Origin of the sequence: Parabacteroides sp. AD58 (assembly GCF_023744375.2) — a bacterium.
Lineage (GTDB): Bacteria > Bacteroidota > Bacteroidia > Bacteroidales > Tannerellaceae > Parabacteroides > Parabacteroides absconsus.
On the sequence record NZ_CP146284.1, the window covers coordinates 379,082 to 397,334 of the forward strand.

General features: G+C 43.6%; 16 protein-coding genes. 7 read left to right on the top strand and 9 right to left on the bottom strand.

What is annotated here, in order from left to right; genetic code table 11:
- Positions 1-89: 89 nt before the first annotated feature.
- Positions 90-479, bottom strand: a complete 390-nt coding sequence (locus NEE14_RS01625; RefSeq protein WP_005938465.1) for a hypothetical protein — start codon at positions 477-479, stop codon at positions 90-92.
- Positions 480-1,540: 1,061 nt separating this feature from the next.
- On the opposite strand from NEE14_RS01625, the gene NEE14_RS01630 reads away from it, so the two are divergent.
- On the top strand, positions 1,541-1,747 hold the full coding sequence (locus NEE14_RS01630; protein ID WP_005938468.1) for a hypothetical protein: 207 nt from the start codon (positions 1,541-1,543) through the stop codon (positions 1,745-1,747).
- A gap of 214 nt (positions 1,748-1,961) precedes the next feature.
- Here NEE14_RS01630 and NEE14_RS01635 read toward each other — a convergent pair whose 3' ends face one another.
- The 8 genes from NEE14_RS01635 to upp form a co-directional block, all read right to left on the bottom strand.
- Entirely contained in the window at positions 1,962-3,458 is a 1,497-nt protein-coding gene (locus NEE14_RS01635) for a tyrosine-type recombinase/integrase (protein WP_005938473.1), read from the bottom strand.
- 338 nt (positions 3,459-3,796) lie between these two features.
- Positions 3,797-6,517, bottom strand: coding sequence for a pyruvate, phosphate dikinase (ppdK, locus tag NEE14_RS01640; protein WP_251967696.1), 2,721 nt, complete (start codon positions 6,515-6,517; stop codon positions 3,797-3,799).
- A gap of 181 nt (positions 6,518-6,698) precedes the next feature.
- Positions 6,699-7,562 carry a patatin-like phospholipase family protein gene (locus NEE14_RS01645; protein WP_251967697.1) on the bottom strand — a complete coding sequence of 288 codons (864 nt, stop codon included), beginning with the start codon at positions 7,560-7,562 and terminating at the stop codon, positions 6,699-6,701.
- A 28-nt stretch (positions 7,563-7,590) separates the two neighbouring features.
- Entirely contained in the window at positions 7,591-8,052 is a 462-nt protein-coding gene (locus tag NEE14_RS01650; RefSeq protein WP_251967698.1) for a septal ring lytic transglycosylase RlpA family protein, read from the bottom strand.
- Between the two features lie 14 nt (positions 8,053-8,066).
- Positions 8,067-9,056, bottom strand: a complete 990-nt coding sequence (locus NEE14_RS01655) for a TlpA disulfide reductase family protein (protein WP_251967699.1) — start codon at positions 9,054-9,056, stop codon at positions 8,067-8,069.
- A gap of 22 nt (positions 9,057-9,078) precedes the next feature.
- On the bottom strand, positions 9,079-9,864 hold the full coding sequence (locus NEE14_RS01660; RefSeq protein ID WP_251967700.1) for an EFR1 family ferrodoxin: 786 nt from the start codon (positions 9,862-9,864) through the stop codon (positions 9,079-9,081).
- Between the two features lie 181 nt (positions 9,865-10,045).
- Positions 10,046-10,948 (bottom strand): nucleotidyltransferase, encoded by a 903-nt coding sequence (locus NEE14_RS01665; RefSeq protein WP_251967701.1) that lies wholly within the window; start codon positions 10,946-10,948, stop codon positions 10,046-10,048.
- A gap of 119 nt (positions 10,949-11,067) precedes the next feature.
- Positions 11,068-11,721, bottom strand: a complete 654-nt coding sequence (gene upp / locus NEE14_RS01670; protein WP_251967702.1) for a uracil phosphoribosyltransferase — start codon at positions 11,719-11,721, stop codon at positions 11,068-11,070.
- A 121-nt stretch (positions 11,722-11,842) separates the two neighbouring features.
- Here upp and thrS point away from each other — a divergent pair, with 121 nt between their 5' ends.
- The 6 genes from thrS (at position 11,843) to NEE14_RS01700 (ending at position 18,241) form a co-directional block, all read left to right on the top strand.
- Complete coding sequence (gene thrS, locus NEE14_RS01675; protein WP_251967703.1) at positions 11,843-13,783, top strand: threonine--tRNA ligase; 1,941 nt, start codon at positions 11,843-11,845, stop codon at positions 13,781-13,783.
- A gap of 50 nt (positions 13,784-13,833) precedes the next feature.
- Positions 13,834-14,436, top strand: coding sequence for a translation initiation factor IF-3 (gene infC, locus NEE14_RS01680; RefSeq protein ID WP_251967704.1), 603 nt, complete (start codon positions 13,834-13,836; stop codon positions 14,434-14,436).
- 70 nt (positions 14,437-14,506) lie between these two features.
- Positions 14,507-14,704 carry a 50S ribosomal protein L35 gene (rpmI, locus tag NEE14_RS01685; RefSeq protein WP_022455799.1) on the top strand — a complete coding sequence of 66 codons (198 nt, stop codon included), beginning with the start codon at positions 14,507-14,509 and terminating at the stop codon, positions 14,702-14,704.
- A gap of 99 nt (positions 14,705-14,803) precedes the next feature.
- Positions 14,804-15,148 carry a 50S ribosomal protein L20 gene (gene rplT, locus NEE14_RS01690; protein ID WP_022455800.1) on the top strand — a complete coding sequence of 115 codons (345 nt, stop codon included), beginning with the start codon at positions 14,804-14,806 and terminating at the stop codon, positions 15,146-15,148.
- 612 nt (positions 15,149-15,760) lie between these two features.
- Positions 15,761-16,579: a 3'(2'),5'-bisphosphate nucleotidase CysQ gene (gene cysQ, locus NEE14_RS01695; RefSeq protein ID WP_251967705.1), complete on the top strand. Its 819-nt coding sequence runs from the start codon at positions 15,761-15,763 to the stop codon at positions 16,577-16,579.
- Positions 16,580-16,690: 111 nt separating this feature from the next.
- On the top strand, positions 16,691-18,241 hold the full coding sequence (locus tag NEE14_RS01700; protein ID WP_251967706.1) for an SLC13 family permease: 1,551 nt from the start codon (positions 16,691-16,693) through the stop codon (positions 18,239-18,241).
- Positions 18,242-18,253 lie beyond the last annotated feature (12 nt).

Here is an 18,253-nt window from a genome sequence, read left to right on the forward strand (position 1 = left end):
ATTGGGGGCTAAAAAACACGAAACCTCGGATGCCCAATCGGGAGGCTCCAAGGTTCCAGGTATGCCATATCGCTGAATGGTGAATGTGCTTACCGCATCAGCCGTGAGTTTCGGTGCAGCAATTCAAGATCCTCCTTCAGCTTGTTCAAGGTGTCCTGCATATCCTGAATCGAAGGAAGCAGGACCTCATACACATAACTGGGTGCCAGCAGTCCGGCGACCGCCAGTTCGTTGGCCCGCTTGACCGACTGATTCAAGTTACTGCCTGCCCAGGACAATTCGTTCTGGAACTTCCGGTAAAATGCTCGCAAGTCCTGCATCATCTCAATCTGCTGTCTGACATCCACATGGGTAAATTCCTGCACGGCCTGCCGGATATAGTTGCTCACAGACTGGTAAGGAACGGCTTTTTCCTTCAGATTCAACAGTTCATCGGAGGTAAGCCGTAACTGAAATACTTTGGTACGCTGGTTCTTCATATGCCTTGACTTTAGTTGTTCGGATTCCCGGACACCTCTTTCGCGAAGCGAAACAGCGATGCACATCGCTCCGCTGCACGGCAGTCGGCAAGTGACCCTTGTGAGGACAAAACTTGTTTTGTAATGACAAGGGTACAACTTGCTTGGCTCCATATGCAACGCAGTTCGAAGGCTCCCCGGGTATTTCTCGACCCAAATTACCGCAAAATTTTGCGAAGAACAAAAATGCACAACATCATTCTTTGGAGAAATCTTCTGTACAACTTACTTGATTACCAGGCTTTCCGCGTACTATGAAATGCGGGTCGTCTGCACCATGGAACCCCGGTTACGGGGGTTGTCGGTTCAACATACATTGGGGATTGGTCAGCAGAGGATGACATTCGTGAGATACATTCTCCAAGGTTAATTTGCGACAGCGGTCATCAGCTCTACGGAATATAAGTTACATTGATGCTGCTTACAAAGAAATGGATGTACCTGCAGCTTTGTTTCCGTGGTACAGTCCATCTGCGTAGCTTGATGGCTCCGACATCAGAACAGATATTCTCAAGTTGGAACGAACGAAGCAATCTATATATAGGTATAGGCAAACAAGCGTGTTCGGGTTTGCCCATTCTGAAAGTCCCTTGAACTCTTGGTTCATGAAACTCTCAAAGCATATAGATGTTCATCGGCAAACCGTCGCGTCATGTACCTTGCGCTGATGTATCATACTTCAAGGGAAAAGGATTTTGGGCGCTTGCGAACGATGGTCAAAGAACGAGAGGGAAAAGAAGTTGGTCCAACATGTGGTCAAACATTTTTTGTTATCTTTTTGTTGGACCAAGTGCATTTGAAGCATTGACGGAAGAACGACTGCATGAATGTTCATGCTACCGATGTTTCGCTGTTGTCTGCACCTTGGTTTGGAGGTTGAAACAGCCTGAGAACCAGGTGAAAAAGTGACCCAAAATACATAAAAAAGAGACTGGAAAATTTCCTTATCTCGTTGATTATTAGTATATTTGAGTATAGATAACACCCTATATACGGGTAGTCAATCACTTAAAATGTATGTTATGGTTTTACTGTTATTCTTCATATATCTGGTACCGGTGGTGTTCGTGTTCTGCATCGTGCTGAAGCTGGGTCTGTGGCTTGCCATTAATCTGATTCAGTTGGCGGTGTGGCTGTTGAAACATGCCTTTGTCCTGCTATGGAAGCTGTTGGTGTTTGTCGCCGTGTTGGTCTTTGCCAGTCTGCGTTCCTCTCCACCGCCGAAATAAAGCCAGGTAGCCGGAGGTCAAACGAGCTGCACTTAACCGCAAAGGGTAGTGTGGCTTATGGGGAAGGAACAAGTGTTTTCCCTCTGGTTAAATGCTACATAACCTTACCAAAAGCCCAAGGGGTAAGTCCCATCAAACATAGTTCTACGCAAAAGCCATCCATTTCATTTGAGGCAATGAAATGGATGGCTTTCCACATAACAACACATCTTACTTAAAATCCTTTTCCTTTACTGCGTTCATACACAGCTTCTTTTTGAGAATCACAATTCGTCAGACGGAATTGAACATTACAGCCGTCGGGTATGTCCTTGCGCAACATCGGCACAAGCTTGTCAATGACTTCATCGACGTTGCTGAACCCGATGTCGGTCAACTCAGCAATCACTTCACCTTTGAAATAGGCACGGGCATAGATCATCATCTTGGGTGAAATGCGGAACATCTTGTCCTGTGGCGCACCAAGATCCTTTGCCTTTCCCTGCTTACTCTTCTTGGTGCTGAAGAAGATGAAGTCTATTACCTTGGCATTCAGCCTCCAGGCAGGTGAGAAGTCTATCTTCACATAACCACGAGTCACATTCATACCATGGCTATGGTTCATACCGAAGGCCACTTCATACAGATTGGCATCACAGTCATTCTGTGCGATGGTCGCCCAAGTGTGACGGAAGGTATAGAAATGGTAGAAGTCTTCCTTCTTCATTCCCATGTCCGTACAAATTCTTCTGATACCGATGTTTACACCTGCATTGAAGCTGTCGGAATCCGTGAAACGGCTGTGAAATACGAAAAGGTATTCATCGTTTTCATCGGTAGAAAGGTATTTGTCAAAGGTAGCCTGAATGAAGGGTTCCACCCGCATTTCGATGTAGGCTTCATCTTTGCGGCTGTGACGGGTCTTGGCTCGTTTGTAGCAGATGATGCCATCCCGATAGTCGGTCTTCTTCATCAAGTAGAGGTCCACTGTATTGATGCCACCCAGACACAAGGAAAGAAGTGCCACATCTCTTCCCAGTTCGGGAGTAGAAGCCAGCATCTTGGTCTTGGGCAAGGGGCGGTTGAAGAACTCACGGCAGGCTTCTGCACTGATGGCAATCTTCGTCGTGGTATCAGACTTCGGTATCTGTACCTTCAGCCACGGGTTGAACTTGATGCGGCAGATACCCCGTTCGTCATCATTGAACTCGACCAGAGCCTTCTTGAAAATCTGCCGGACACAGGTGGGGTACATTTCCTTTGCCCGGTTGGTTTTGGACAGATACTCCAACCAATGGGTTAGAACAGCAGAGGTTAGGTAGCTAAACATAACTTTGTTAGACCCCACAAAGCGTTCCAGATGGTTTACTGCCAGCTTGTAGTTCTTGGCATTACGCTCATGCCCGTCATTGGCCATCTTCCGGATAAACTCCCGGGCATATTCGCTGAAGCAGACATCTTGATTGGTCTCTTGCAAATACTCCAGCACTTCCTTCACGTCCCAGGCGGTTGTGTCCACACGGTTCAACCGATCCATATACTCACGGACCAATCGTGAACAATGTTCTTTTACCACCGGGTCTGTCGGTTCACCACTGTCGGAAATATGCGCTGCGTCCACTACCTTATTGGTATTTATGTAAACGGACTTACGCGCATGCGTCACTCGAATATAGACTGTATAAAGTCCATCACTCTTCGGTCTCTTTACGGTTACTTTTAATGTCGTCATAATCGATTTGAATTTACATATTAAAAAACATCAGAATTATCCGGGGTAAACAGTGGAAAACATGGTGCTTTTCGGGGTAAACATAGAGCAAACATTTCTGTTCATTTGGCTCGAATAGTGCGGTCAAATGCACGAACCGTCCAAGCGCAAAACAGGCTGTAACCACCGAAAAACCGGTAATTACAGCCTGATAATGCTATAATATGATAATTCTATCTAGGAATTATTCCTCAACAGCAGCCTGGGCAGCTCGGAAAAGCTTCTCAAAATCAGCAAGGTTAGCTATGCTTGGAAAACTTATCGCAAACACTTTTCAAGAAGCCTTGATTTTGTTGAGATTATTCCTCGACCGCGGCTTGTGCGGCAGCTAAGCGGGCGATAGGCACACGGAACGGAGAACATGAAACATAGTCTAATCCGACTTTGTGGCAGAACTTCACAGATGAAGGTTCACCTCCGTGCTCACCACAAATACCGCATTTCAGATTCGGACGAACGGAACGGCCTTTTTCTACAGCCATCTGTACTAATTGACCTACACCATTCTGGTCGAGTACCTGGAACGGATCGACTTTCAGGATCTTCTTTTCCAGATAAACCGGCAAGAAGGAAGCGATATCGTCACGAGAATAACCGAAGGTCATCTGCGTCAAGTCGTTTGTTCCGAATGAGAAGTATTCAGCACGCGAAGCGATACGGTTGGCTGTCAAAGCGGCACGCGGAATCTCGATCATAGTTCCGACCTTGAACGGAATTTCAATACCTTCTTTCTTGAACAATGCCGCTGCTGTTGCACGGATTACTTTTTCCTGAGCCTCGAATTCATATAAGATACCGGTCAGCGGAACCATGATTTCAGGATGAGGATCATAACCTTCTTTCTTTAATTCGATGGCAGCGCCCAAGATGGCTTCAGTTTGCATTTCCGTAATTTCAGGATATGTATTACCTAAGCGGCAACCGCGGTGACCTAACATCGGGTTGTGTTCGCATAAGTTTTCTACGCGCTGACGGATGTATTCAACAGTAACACCCATGGCCTTTGCCATTTCTTCCTGGCCTTTCTGATCGTGAGGAACGAATTCGTGCAAAGGAGGATCGAGCAGACGTACATTTACCGGACAACCATCCATGGCTTTGAAGATGCCTTTGAAGTCTGCTTTCTGGTAAGGCAACAATTTTGCCAATGCCTTGCGGCGGCCTTCTACATCCGGAGCCAGAATCATTTCACGCATGGCAATGATTTTCTGGTTATCGAAGAACATATGTTCAGTACGGCACAAGCCGATACCTACGGCACCAAAGCTGCGTGCCACTTCGGCATCATGCGGTGTATCTGCATTGGTGCGTACTTTCAATCGGGTATATTTGTCGCACAATTTCATCAGTTTGGCGAAATCGCCCGATACTTCTGCTGCCTTGGTCGGAACTTCTCCCTGGTAAACTTCACCCGTGCTTCCGTTTAACGAAATGAAATCGCCCTCTTTCAATAACGTGCCTTCAATTTCAACAGTGCGGGCCTTGTAGTCTACATTGATAGCTCCGGCACCTGATACACAGCATTTACCCATACCGCGGGCAACAACAGCTGCATGCGATGTCATACCTCCACGAGCCGTCAGGATTCCTTCAGCTACTGTCATACCAGCCAAGTCTTCCGGCGAGGTTTCAATACGGACGAGTACGACGCGATGACCGTCGGCACGCCATTTAGCGGCATCTTCAGCGAAGAAAACAATCTGTCCGCAGGCGGCACCTGGAGAAGCAGGCAGACCGCGAGTCAATACTTTTGCCTGGCGCAACGCTTCTTTATCGAATACCGGATGCAGAAGCTCGTCCAGTTTATTCGGTTCGCAGCGCAAAACGGCTGTCTTCTCATCAATCAGACCTTGATCCAGCATCTCCATGGCGATACGTACCATGGCAGCACCCGTGCGTTTACCATTACGTGTTTGCAGGAACCATAATTTACCTTCCTGAACGGTAAATTCCATATCTTGCATGTCGCGATAATGATTCTCGAGTTTTGTCTGGAGTTCATCCAATTCTTTATAGATAGCCGGCATGGCTTCTTCCATGGAAGGATACTTGCTGGCACGTTCTTCTTCTGAAATACCTTGCAGTTTAGCCCAGCGCTGGGAGCCGATCTTTGTAATTTGCTGCGGAGTGCGAATTCCGGCTACTACGTCTTCACCTTGTGCGTTGATCAGATATTCACCATTGAACAGGTCTTCACCCGTAGCTGCATCACGTGAGAAGCAAACACCTGTAGCCGATGTGTCGCCCATATTACCGAATACCATGGCCTGAACATTGACTGCTGTTCCCCATTCAGCAGGAATACCTTCCATTTTGCGGTAGAGAATAGCTCGTTCGTTCATCCATGAATCGAAGACGGCACAGATAGCTCCCCAAAGCTGTTCGTAAGCGTCACTTGGGAAATCTTTTCCCGTCTGTGCTTTCACAGCCTCTTTAAAGCGGGCAACCAGCTCTTTCAAGTCTGCTACTTCCAGTTCATTATCCAGACGTATGCCTTTATTTTTCTTGACGTCTTCGATAATTGCCTCAAACGGATCAATATCCTCTTTGTTGGTCGGCTTCATTCCTAATACGACATCTCCGTACATTTGTACGAAACGGCGGTAAGAATCCCAGGCAAAACGTTCGTTTCCTGTTTTGCGGGCTAAGCCGGCAACTACTTCGTCGTTCAAACCTAAGTTAAGAATTGTGTCCATCATGCCCGGCATGGAAGCGCGCGCTCCCGAACGAACAGAAACCAAAAGCGGATTCTCTACGTCGCCGAATTTAGATTTCATCAAAACTTCTACACCTTTGATAGATTTTTCTACGTCATCTTTTAGCAGTTCAACAACAGCATCTTTCCCTTTTTCAAAGTATTCATTACAAACTTCAGTCGTAATTGTAAAGCCAGGAGGAACAGGAACTCCAATTAAATTCATTTCAGCCAAATTGGCTCCTTTTCCACCTAACAGGTTTCTCATGTCAGCTTTTCCTTCAGCGTGGCCATTACCGAAGGTATAGACTCTTTTTTTCTCCATAAGATAATTAGTTTTAACTTAGATGTTAGTTTTGTTTTTCTTTATAAACAATCGCAAATATAGACTTTTATTAGTTCTTTGATAGTCTTTGTATTATGGTTTTTTTTGTGTGTTTTTAAACTATAATATGGTTTAATTCAGTTTAAATGCTTATATTTGTGTGCGGAAATTTGATAGCGTATCATTTTAGTGGGCTGCAAAGTCCTTTTAGTTGCTCTTTCAGCTGTTGTGCACAAGCATATCCTTCTTCGTATAAATCCTGTAATTTGGCTGTATTCCTTTCCGTACGAGTCACTTGCAAAGGCTTTTCAGGGCGGATGACAAGCACTTTCCCTTCAGCTTCAAGCGAATCAATATAATCGAGCGTCTGGTTGTAGTTCTTGTAGCGCAGCCGTAATTTTTCCTGTATGGCCGGATACTGGTGATAGATGAAAGAGGGCAGGTGAAATTCCTTATCCGGTTTCCTATATCCTTTGTTGCGAGTTAAGACAACGACATTTTGCGTGAAACCGTCTTGGATGGCATGCCGGATGGGAATTGCATCACAGACACCTCCGTCAACCATGGGGATGTCGTCCACGTACGATATCGGGCACATCACAGGCAAAGTACAGGAAGCCTTGCATGCGTCGAGTGTCCGTTTGTAATCCTGTTTTTCTTCAATGTATTCAGCCTGACCGGTCAAGCAATTGCTGGTTACCATGACAAACCGGCCGGGATATTTTTTGTAGGCTTCGAAGTCAAACGGATAATATTTATCCGGGTATTCATAGAAAAGGAAATGGAGGTCGATGTATCCGTTCCCTTTCAACAAATGTTTCAGACCAATGTAGTTATGTTTCTTCAGTAGCTCAATATTACTGAAATAAGAACGTCCGCGCTGTTGGGAAATGTACGAAATGCCATTGCTGGCTCCTGCTGATACTCCGATCACGTAAGGAAACCAGAGCTGATTGTCCATTAAACAGTCCAATACGCCTACCGTAAAGATACCGCGCATGCCTCCTCCTTCAAGGACTAATCCGGTTGCTGTGTCTGTTCTCATATTATATATAGATTAATTCTGCCTGTGTTTATTCTTTGGGGTAAATAAAAGGAGGCGTTTCCTTTTGTTGTTCTATGGGTAAAAATGGAATCGTAGGACGCATTAAATCCAGATACCGGAGATCAACCGGACCTGGAACGACTTCAATGCGTACCCGCGTAACGCCAGCCTTGATAAAATCAAGAGCTTCGGCTGCTGACTGGGACACATCAATGATCCGGCTTTTACGTCGGGGACCGCGATCCATAATCGAGACAATGACACTCTTCATGTTCTTTAGATTCGTTACACGGACAAAGGTACCGAAAGGTAATGTCCGGTGTGCCGCCACATAATCGTCATTGTCGTGAATGTATCCGCTTGCCGCTTTCCGACCATGAAAACGGTTGTGATAATAAGATGCAAGACCTTCTTCCTGTCCATAAGCGGAAATTAAGTTCCCGGTTATGAACAAGCCGAAAAGCAGTAAGCGGAATACGAATTGATGCATCTAATGGAATTTTATTATTTCAGTAATTCTTCCAGTTTTTCTTGTAGCGCTTCTTCACGCAGGTCTTTGGCAATGATGATGCCTTCCGGATCAATCAGGAAGTTGGCCGGAATACCGCGAACAGCATACAACGCCGGAACTTCCGAGTCCCAGTATTTTAAGTCGGATACGTGCGTCCATGTTAAATGGTCGTCGTGGATTCCTTTTATCCATCGTTCTTTATCTTTATCCAGCGAAACCCCTAGGATGGTAAAGTTCTTGTCTTTATATTTCTGGTAAGCGGCTACTACATTCGGATTCTCTTTCCGGCATGGAGGACACCACGATGCCCAGAAATCGAGTAACACATATTTCCCTTTGAAATCGGCCAATGAGATATTTACCCCGGCAGTATCCGGAAGCGTAAAGGCTGGAGCCGGCTGACCAATCTGTACACTTGCCAATGTCGTGATAATCTGATCCAGGTCTTTGACATACGGGCAAGATGCAAGAGTAGGAGATAGCTTGGCCCGTGTAGCTTTTAACTGTTCAAGAGGCAGCTGGTATGTAAAATAGCGATATAGAAAGAATGCAGCCACCGGAGATGCCGGATTTTCACTGACTAATTTGTCGATATCAAAACCTTCTTCCAGTACGTCGTCTTGTTTGTCAAGGAATAACTGGTTGAGGGTCGAATTCTCTATTTTCTCAATTTCGCCATCTTCAGCATCCAACTTAAGCTTCATCTTCTGGTTTTCCAGGAAGAATTGTGCTGGGTAACTCATGTCGTCGGTAGCCAGTCCGTACAATAAGGGCTGCTCAACTTTTCCTTGGAAGGAGAATTTCCCGTTAACAATATCAGCAGTATCTACGTCAAAGAACATTTTGTTACGGAAGGACTTTAAATAGATTTTGCCCGTTTGCATACCGTCAACTTCTCCTTCAATGACATATCCTTCGGGTGTTGGTTGGCAACTCATAAACAATGCCGAAGCCAATAAAGCTGCAATACTGATTTTTTTCATGCGACGTTGTTTTTCTTATAATTTATTTTTGTGTTGAATAGACGTTGGGGTTCTTATATCGGCCTTTGTGCTCGGTTATCTTCCCATATTCAATGGCCTGTTCCGGACAACGATGAATGCATGCCAGGCATTGTACACATCGGTTGCCCCATTCGGGCCGCTTTTGATCATTCAGCCGGATATTGTTTTCCGGGCAAACCTTGACACAAAGTCCGCATGAAATACATAAATCGGTTACTCGGAATCGGGTTTTGCCTGTTATGTATTTCCGGAAGGCGGAATAAATCCATTTCGTCTTTAGCCAGGCCGCTCCTCCAGGATGATAGAGTGAATGGCCGGTTTCTCCTGATTCAATCGCTTTTATGATTTCCTGGATTCGTAAAGGAGCTTTTTCCAGTTTGGCTCTTTCCACCTCAGGGGAATCAACGTCGAAGCCGGGCAGAAGAATGTAACAGTTGGGCATCGTTACAGAAAAGGTATTGCGAAGCGACAGTCTTTTCTTTTGCAGTTCTTTTTTGAAGACTTCATTGGTCTGCCCGCAATCATCACCGCATGTACAAATGGCATAAACAGGCTGACCTTTATAACCCGAGAGTTCCATCTGTTGAACAAAGGAAAGCATGGGTAATGCCGGTCCCCACGAATGAACGGGAAAGACAAACAAGATCAGGGAAGCACTGGATACGTCGAAATGAAAAGACGCTTGCTTAATTGCTTCCGTAACAGAGATTAAGGGCAATCCAAAGTGTTCGCTTAATAGCTGAGCTGTCCAATAAGAATTACCTGTTGCTGAGAAATAGAATATCATATATATGTATATATCTTGTATCCTACAAAGATAAAGATAAAAATTGGTATCGCAATAGGAGATTGATTTCTGTGAGGTATTTAGGGAAATATCAGGAATAAAAAAAGAAAATCGCCTGCCATTTTGCGTATATACAAAAATGGCAGGCGATAAGTATTTGATTTAATGGAGTATTCTTCAATTAGAAGAGTTTTTCCGGATATTCACCGGCATCAACCAACGCTTTGATCTTGTCGACAACACCTTGACGGTCGGCAGCATAAGTTACACCAAACCATTTAGATGTTGTATCCAATACTTTGACAGTAGCTTTGCCTGTTGTGATCAGTTCATTGACCATAAGCGGAATGAAATATTCACATTTTAAGTTACTGATGTTGGCTTTCAGGAATTCAACAAAGTAATCTTCTGAGTATTTGAAATAGTCAGGCGTGAAGCCCCACATATTCATGGATACAGGCGTGTTTTCTTCCAGTACAACCTTTTTTCCGTTCTCGTCTTTAAACTGGATTTCTCCGTCGATGCGTTCGATGGCTGTACGTTCAACGACGCCTGTCAGATAGCCTTCAGCATTTGTTTCGCAAACACCACGGGCAACAGATCCGCTTTCGCTTAATGTGTTTCCTACGCGGTAGCCAACCATGCAGTACTGGTTTTGTTTGCCTTCCATATTAGACAGCCATTTGCCCAAAACAGCAAAACTGTCACGACCATAAAAGTCGTCAGCATTAATTACTGCGAACGGTTCCTTGATGACATCCTTACCCATCAGAAGAGCATGATTGGTTCCCCAAGGTTTCTGTCTTCCTTCCGGACAAGTAAAACCGGCAGGCAGATCGTTTAAATCCTGGAACACTACTTCTACAGGAATATGATTTTCATATTTTGCAACGATTTTCTCGCGGAAATCCTGTTCAAATGATTTGCGGATGACAAATACCAGTTTGCCGAAACCGCCACGGATCGCATCAAAGATAGAATAGTCCATGATTGTTTCACCATTAGGACCCAGTCCGTCCAATTGCTTCAAACCTCCGTAACGGCTTCCCATTCCGGCAGCTAATACAAATAATGTAGGTTTCATGTTGTATTTAATTTAAAATTGAATGTTATTTACGACAAAGTTAATTTAAAATTAAAGATGAATATCGGAAAAGCAGAAAATAATTTTGTAATCAGATTTTTCTGCTTGTTCTGGTTGGGTTATTCCTTGATGCCAAAGGCTAAATCTCCTGCATCACCAAGTCCCGGAACAATGTATGAATGTTCGTCTAATTGGTCGTCGATGGCGGCTACCCATACCGTCGTTTTGTCGGCCGGCATACATTCTTTGATATAGTTGATTGCCTGTTTGCTGGCAATGATTGAAGCTACATGTATATGTTCGGGTTCACCTTTTGTAAGAAGGGCTTGAAAAGCAAGTTCCATCGAGCTTCCCGTCGCCAACATCGGATCCGTTATGATTAAAATTTTGTCTTTTAACCGCGGAGAAGCAATGTACTCGATGTGAATGTCAAAGTTTAAACGGTCTTTGTATTTGCGGTAAGCTGATACGAATGCATTCTCGGCATGATCAAAATAATTCAGAAAACCTTGATGAAAAGGCAGTCCTGCGCGCAGAATGGTACTGATTACTACTCGTGAATTAGGAACCATCATGTCGGCATTTCCTAAAGGAGTCTGTATTGTCTTTTTCTGATAAGCAATATGTTTGCTGATTTCGTATGAAAGAATTTCCCCGATTCTCTCGATGTTTCTGCGAAAACGCAGGCTGTCTGTCTGAATGGTTACATCCCGAAGTTCTGCCACGAATTGATTGAGAATAGAATTTGTAGCTCCAAGGTTGATTATTTCCATGTCGTTTTGTTTTTTCTGCAAAGATAAGAATAAAGATCAAACTTTTTTTTGAAATCTTTTATCAGTTAAAAAAAGATACTAACTTTGTGCGCTGAAAGAAAAACTTATTAGTGAACAGATTATGATAAAGATTACATTTCCGGATAATTCCGTAAGAGAATATGCAGAAGGAACAACTGCCATGCAGATAGCCGAAAGCATTAGCTCTCGTTTGGCACAAGAAGTATTGGCTGCAAGTGTAAACGGTGAAGTCTGGGACCTGACACGTCCTATTAATCAGGACGCAACTGTAAAACTGTTCAAGTGGGATGATGAAGAAGGTAAACATGCTTTCTGGCATTCAAGTGCCCACCTGATGGCTGAAGCTTTGCAGGAGTTGTACCCTGGCATTAAATTCGGTATCGGTCCGGCTATTGAAAACGGATTTTACTATGATGTAGATCCGGGTGACGCTGTTATTAAAGACAGCGATTTCGCGACTATTGAAGCCAAGATGATGGAACTGGTTGCGAAGAAAGAAGCCATTGTCCGTAAAGACATTTCAAAAGCAGATGCCTTGAAAATGTTTGGAGACAGAGGTGAAGAGTATAAAGTTGAATTAATCAATGAATTGGAAGACGGAACCATCACCACTTATACACAGGGTGCTTTTACCGATCTGTGCCGTGGTCCGCATATTCCTAACACATCCTATATAAAGGCCGTTAAGGTATTAAGTGTTGCAGGAGCTTATTGGCGTGGAGATGAAACACGTAAGCAGCTGGTTCGTTTGTATGCTATTACGTTCCCGAAGAAAAAACTTCTGGATGAATACTTGACCTTGCTGGAAGAAGCCAAGAAACGTGACCATCGTAAAATAGGTAAGGAGCTGGATCTGTTTATGTTCTCAGATACAGTAGGTAAAGGTTTGCCTATGTGGTTACCGAGAGGAACAGCCTTGCGTTTGCGTCTGCAGGATTTCTTGCGCCGTATTCAGGCCCGTTATGATTATCAGGAAGTAATGTGTCCGCCTATCGGTAATAAATTATTGTATATTACTTCCGGACACTATGCGAAGTACGGAAAAGATTCTTTCCAGCCGATTCATACGCCTGAAGAAGGAGAAGAATATTTCCTGAAACCGATGAACTGCCCTCATCACTGTATGATCTATAAAAACTCACCGCGTTCATATAAGGATCTGCCTTTGCGTCTGGCTGAATTCGGTACGGTATGTCGTTATGAACAGAGTGGTGAGCTGCACGGTTTGACCCGTGTACGTAGCTTTACGCAGGATGATGCTCATATTTTCTGTCGCCCGGATCAGGTGAAAGACGAATTTATCCGTGTAATGGATATTATTTCAATCGTGTTTAAGTCTATGGATTTCCAGAACTTCGAAGCACAGATTTCATTGCGGGATAAAGTTAATCGGGAAAAGTACATCGGTAGCGAAGAAAACTGGGAAAAAGCAGAACGTGCCATTATTGAGGCATGCGAAGAAAAAGGTTTGCCTGCAAAGATAGAATATGGTGAAGCTGCATTTTATGGTCCGAAACTTGACTTTATGGTGAAGGATGCCATCGGTCGCCGTTGGCAGTTAGGAACAATTCAGGTAGATTATAATTTGCCGGAGCGTTTTGAACTGGAATATACGGGTGAAGACAACAAGAAGCATCGCCCGGTTATGATTCACCGTGCACCGTTTGGTTCTATGGAACGTTTTGTGGCTGTATTGATAGAACATACTGCTGGAAAATTCCCCTTGTGGCTGACTCCGGATCAGGTAGTGGTTTTGCCAATCAGTGAGCGCTTCAATGAATATGCTTGGAATGTGGCACGTGAGTTAAAGCAAAGCAATATTCGTGTTTTGGTTGACGACCGAAATGAGAAGATCGGACGTAAAATTCGTGACAACGAGATGAAACGTATCCCTTATATGCTGATTGTTGGAGAAAAAGAAGCAGAAAATGGTGAAGTTTCTGTAAGAAAACAGGGCGAAGGTGATAAAGGTTCGATGAAAATTGCTAACTTTGCAGCGCTTTTGAATAACGAAGTTGAGGAAATGATCAATCGTTGGTAAAAAGTGAAGATTAAATTAACAAAATAACGAGGAGAATAAAACATTTTTGAATGAAGATTGACAATTCAAAAGAGCAGTATAGAATTAATGAACGGATTCGTGTTCGTGAAGTTCGTTTAGTCGGTGATAATGTAGAGCAGGGAGTTTATCCCACATCACAGGCACTTAAAATCGCCGAAGATCAAGGATTAGACCTGGTTGAGATTTCGCCCAATGCTGCGCCCCCCGTTTGTAGAGTGATTGACTATCAGAAGTTCCTCTACCAACAGAAGAAACGTCAGAAAGAACAGAAGGCAAAATCTGTGAAAGTCGTTGTGAAGGAAATCCGGTTCGGACCTCAGACGGATGATCACGATTATGCATTTAAGTTGAAGCATGCGAAGGGCTTCTTGGAAGAAGGAGCAAAAGTGAAGGCTTATGTGTTCTTTAAAGGTCGTTCCATTCTGTTTAAGGAGCAGGGAGAAGTTTTATTACTCCGTTTTGCCAATGATTTGGAAGACTATGGCCGCGTAGAGCAGATGCCGCTTTTGGAAGGTAAGCGAATGATTATCGTTCTGACACCTAAGAAAGGCGCTGGTTCTTCAAAAGCTGCCAAGAAACCGGCTGCTCCGGCTGAGAATGCTGCAGGTGAAGCTGGTAGTAAAGATGAATAATATTGAATGAAATAGAAACATTTCCCAGATGGGGATGTGTATAGTTTAATTAATTAAAACAGATTGGAAAATGCCTAAGATGAAGACTAATTCCGGTGCCAAAAAGAGGTTTGCCCTTACCGGAACAGGAAAGATCAAGAGAAAACACGCTTTTAAAAGTCACATTCTGACAAAGAAGACTAAAAAGCAGAAGAGAAACCTTACTCATACAGGTATCGTTGCCGGTGTTGATGTAAACGGTGTAAAGAAATTGCTTTGCATGAAGTAATTTATTAAAGCGAGTTTTTTTAGATTTTTATTAACCGAGTGTATTAGCAAAAAAGATCATTGTAAAAGATGACGCTAACATTCAAAACAGATTAGAATTATGCCTAGATCAGTAAATCATGTTGCTTCAAGAGCAAAAAGAAAACGGATTTTGAAACTTACCCGTGGTTATTACGGTGCTCGTAAGAATGTTTGGACCGTAGCGAAGAATACATGGGAAAAAGGTTTAACGTATGCATTCCGTGACCGTCGTAACAAGAAACGTAACTTCCGCGCTTTGTGGATTCAGCGTATCAATGCTGCCGCTCGTCTGGAAGGTATGTCATACTCTCGTTTGATGGGTGCTTTGCACGCTGCAGGAATCGAAATCAATCGTAAGGTGTTGGCCGATTTGGCTGTTAACCATCCTGAAGCTTTCAAGGCTATCGTTGCCAAAGTAAAGTAAGAATTGAATTTCTTAGGATAAAGAAAGGATCTGCCTGATAGGGGCAGGTCCTTTTCTTTTTGGGGCTTCTGAAATGACCGTTCGAAACTCGTGAGGATCGAAAATGAAACTTACGGGAAATGATTTCGTTTCTCGTCGATTTTGTTTTCGATGTTCGTGTATTTTTTTCTACAATATATTTGGTTTACTCAAAATAAAAGCATATATTTGCAATACAATCAAACGAGCTTAAAGAGTTAAGCCGCACTTGTTCGATTGGGAAACTCATCAAATTATAATAATTCCGAGACATAGCTTTTGTCACCAATGGCGGGCCGCGCCCTTCGGGGTATGCTTAGCACGGCGGATTACAAAGGTGGCAGGGCACTCAAATCCTGTCATGCGGAGTTTATTCATATCTACGGTGCGGCTTTTATTATACAAAGGGACTACTGAAAAGTAGTCCCTTTTTTGTTATAGACTATCGTGCAATGTATGGAAATGTCGCTTATTTGGGTGATAAATGACTATAAAAAGTGTCTTTTTGTTGTTATGCGTTAAAAATGAAATGACATTCGAGTGGAAAAATAATTTTTTAGTATATTTGTTGAATACATTAATTTATCATATACTATGGACTTCGTTAAATATTTATATATAGCTATTCGTGCTGCTTTGGATGCCGGCAAATCAATTATGGACATTTATACAGATCCTAATTCTGATTTTGGTATTGAAAGAAAAGAGGATAATTCTCCTTTGACATTGGCTGATAAAGCATCCAACCGAATTATTGTTTCAGCCCTTTCTGTTACTCCTTTTCCCATTCTAAGTGAAGAAGAGAAACAATGCCCTTATGAAGAGCGCAAAACTTGGGAGACTTTGTGGGTGGTTGATCCGCTGGATGGAACCAAGGAGTTTATCAAACGTAATGGAGAGTTTACGGTTAATATAGCTCTTGTACATAAGAATGTGCCTGTGTTGGGCGTGATTTATGTACCTGTCCGGAAAGAACTTTATTTTGCTTGTGAGTCGGTCGGCGCTTATAAGCTGATGGATATCGACAGTGCTAACCAGCCATCGATGGATGTGCTTAAAAAGAATGCTTCACGTCTGCCTTCCGCCATGTTCCATCAAGGTATCGTAGTCGTTGCTTCCCGTTCTCATCAGTCGGAAGAAACAACGAGATATATTGATAACTTACGGAAAAAGGGCCAGCCAGTGACGCTGATAAGCAGTGGCAGCAGCTTGAAGATTTGTCTGGTAGCTGAAGGTTCTGCCGACGTTTATCCTCGTTTTGCTCCTACTATGGAATGGGATACGGCCGCCGGTCATGCGATAGCAAAGGCTTCGGGGTGTGAAGTTTATCACATTGATGAGAAGACTCCGCTGACTTATAATAAGGAAAATCTGCTGAATCCGTGGTTTATTGTCAAGCCGGTGAACAAATAAATTCCTACTTGTGCTATTTTCTTAAAAAAGATGGCCTAATCGAAACTCAACGGTTTTATTCCAGATTTTTTGTGTAAGTTTGCACTTTGTCTGAATAGTATAAGGAGATCGATGAGTTTTGAAGTAATATTTGTATTCTTGGCTTTAGTCGGAATGATTACAGCACTGGTCATGGACAAGATGCGTCCGGGCATGATTTTGCTGACGGTTGTCGTCTTGTTCCTTTGTGCGGGTATCCTTTCACCGAAGGAAATGCTGGAAGGTTTCAGCAATAAGGGAATGATAACGGTAGGAATGCTTTTCCTCGTCAGTGAAGGGATCCGACAAAGTGGGGCATTGGGACAATTGATTAAGAAATTGCTGCCGCAGCATCATACAACTGTCTTTAAAGCTCAGTTGCGCATGTTGCCTCCGATTGCTTTCATTTCGGCTTTTCTGAATAATACACCCGTGGTGGTTATCTTTGCTCCAATTATCAAACGCTGGGCAGAGTCTGTAAAGCTTCCGGCCACCAAGTTCCTCATACCGCTTTCGTTTGTCACTATATTAGGTGGTATCTGCACATTGATCGGTACTTCTACCAATTTGGTTGTGCACGGCATGATTTTAGAAGCCGGTTACGAAGGCTTTACGATGTTTGAGCTGGGTAAAGTGGGCGTATTCGTAGCTATTGCAGGTATTCTTTATCTTTTTGCCTTTTCAAAGTTCTTATTGCCGGAAGATCGCTCGGATTCCATTCAGGATGATGATGAAGAACAGCATACGGGCTTGCATCGGGTGGAAGCCGTTTTAGGTGCTCGTTTCCCCGGTATTAATAAGACTCTAGGAGCATTTAATTTTACACGCCATTATGGTGCCATTGTGAAAGAAGTGATCAGTGGCGGACGGCGTTATACACATAATTTAGATAAGGTCCGTCTGAATGTGGGAGACACTTTGATCCTTTGGGCCGACGATTCTTTTATTCCTACGTGGGGTGAGTCAAGTGTGTTCTTGATGCTGGCCAATGGAAAAGACAGTCAGACTCCTGTTTCTGCCAAGAAACGCTGGTTGGCCTTAGGTTTGCTTATCTTCATGATTGTAGGAGCGACGGTCGGCGAATTGCCTGCCGTGAAAGAAATGTTTCCGGACATGAAGCTGGATATGTTCTTCTTTGTCTGTATTACCACGATTATTATGGCATGGACAAAGATATTCCCTCCGAAAAAATATACGAAGTACATCTCTTGGGATATCCTGATAACCATTGCCTGTGCCTTTGGCATCAGTAAAGCGATGGAAAATTCGGGATTTGCTACGCTGATAGCCCAGTATATAATCAGTATGGCCGACGACTTGGGGCCTTATGCCTTGCTGGCCATCATCTTCATCATCACCAATATCTTTACAGAACTGATCACGAACAACGCTGCGGCGGCTTTGAGCTTTCCGATCGCTCTTTCGGTTGCTTCGCAGTTGGGCGTTGACCCGAAGCCTTTCTTTGTCGTGATCTGTATGGCTGCTTCGGCCAGTTTCAGTACGCCGATCGGGTATCAGACCAATCTGATTGTGCAAGGTGTTGGTGGATATAAGTTTGTCGATTTTGTGAAGGTAGGTTTGCCTTTGAATATAATAACATTCCTGATCTCGGTCTTTCTGATCCCTCAGATCTGGAAATTTTAACTACATGAAAAC